2 pseudogenes are annotated in these 1,498 nt (G+C 68.3%); both read right to left on the minus strand.

The window, feature by feature from the left end:
- Positions 1–229 (minus strand): annotated as a pseudogene (locus tag BN903_RS17490) (iron ABC transporter permease); the annotation flags it as partial.
- A gap of 27 nt (positions 230–256) precedes the next feature.
- Positions 257–1,498 (minus strand): annotated as a pseudogene (locus BN903_RS10595) (thiamine ABC transporter substrate binding subunit); the annotation flags it as partial.

Genomic DNA, 1,498 nt, shown 5'->3' on the forward strand with positions numbered 1-1,498 from the left:
GGGTGAACGCGCCGTCGACGACGACCGCCTCGACGAGGACCGTCGCGGTCGGGTAGTAGAACGCGACGACGAGCGTGAGGCTGGTGAGGACCGCGAGCGCGGTCAGCGCGCGCGCCTCGATCCCGCCACGGAGCCGGGCGACGAGGTCGGCGTCGGTCGTCGCCCGCTCGTCGTTGGCGGTCTCGCGCCCCTCGTCGGTCGTCGTCCGTCCGTCGTCGCGTTCGGTCACGCGCTCGGCCTCTCGTCGCTCACGCGCTTAGTTCCCGGCGAACTGCCGCTCCCAGGCCTCGACCCACGCGTCGACCGAGCCTTGGAGCTCGTCGTAGGTGAACGTCACCGGGTCGGCCGGCTCCTGTGCCAGCTCGGCGTAGTCGCTCGGCAGCTCGGCGTTTCCGGTCGCGGGGAACGCGACGTTGCGCTGGGCAATCTCGCCCTGTACGTCCGGCTCCAGCATGAACGACATGAACTGCCGGGCGAGGTCGGGTTCGTCGGCGTCGGCGAAGACGGCCATCCCCTCCGGGTTCGCGTACGCCTGATCGTTCAGGAATCGGATCTGGTGTTTCTCGAGGTCCTGTCCCTCCATGTCCGCGAACACCTGATCGGTCGAGTACGAGACGACCATCGGCGCTTCTCCGTTGCTCCAAGCGGTGTACGCCTCGTCCCAGTCGCCCAAGACGCGCACGTCGTTCGCCTGGAGGTCCGCCCAGTAGTCGAGGTAGTCGTAGTCGGCGTCGCCGTCCTCGCCCTCGATCGCCTCCCCGTCGCCGTCGCTCGCGACGCCGCCGTCGCCGAAGCGGCTGATCGTGTGGAGGAGGAACGCCCGGCCGGTCGAGGACCCGCCGGGGTTCTGCGCGATGAGTGCGCCCGCGTGTTCGTCGTCGAGCAGCCCGTCGAACGTCTCCGGGGCCTCCATCGTGGTCCCGTCGTAGACGAGGCTCACGTAGCCGGTGTCGAACGGGACCGCCCGGTCGAACGGATCGAACAGGAGTCCCTCTCGCACGTCGTCGAACCCGTCGACCGCGCCCCGCTCGGCGAACAGGTCGCCGTCGAGCTGTTCGTCGACGCGCACAAGATCCTCCGTGGTGAGTCCCACGTAGAGGTCGGCGTCGATGCCGGCTCCCGAGGCCGCGCGCTCGACGTAGTAGTTCACCTCGTTGTCGGGCGTCGCCCACTCCAACTCGGCGTCGTACCGGCTCTCGAACTCCTCTTTGAGCCACTCGCCGGGGCTCACGGAGGGCGCGTCGATGAAGTTGGTGTAGGTGGCGACGGTCAGCGTCGGCGGCTCGTCGTCGCCGTCGCCGCCGTCGTCCCCGTCGGTATCGTTCCCGCCGCCTCCGTCTCCGTCCCCTCTTTCCCGTTGCCTCCGTCGCCCCCGTCGCCGTCGTCGACCTGCTCGGCTCGTNTACTTACTACTAATAGTATGTCTATACGTAACGTATTAACGTACGTCCGACGCGACGGAGGACGGACGGTCGACCGCCGACGTAGGTAGTCGGTA

It is taken from the genome of Halorubrum sp. AJ67 (assembly GCF_000513435.1).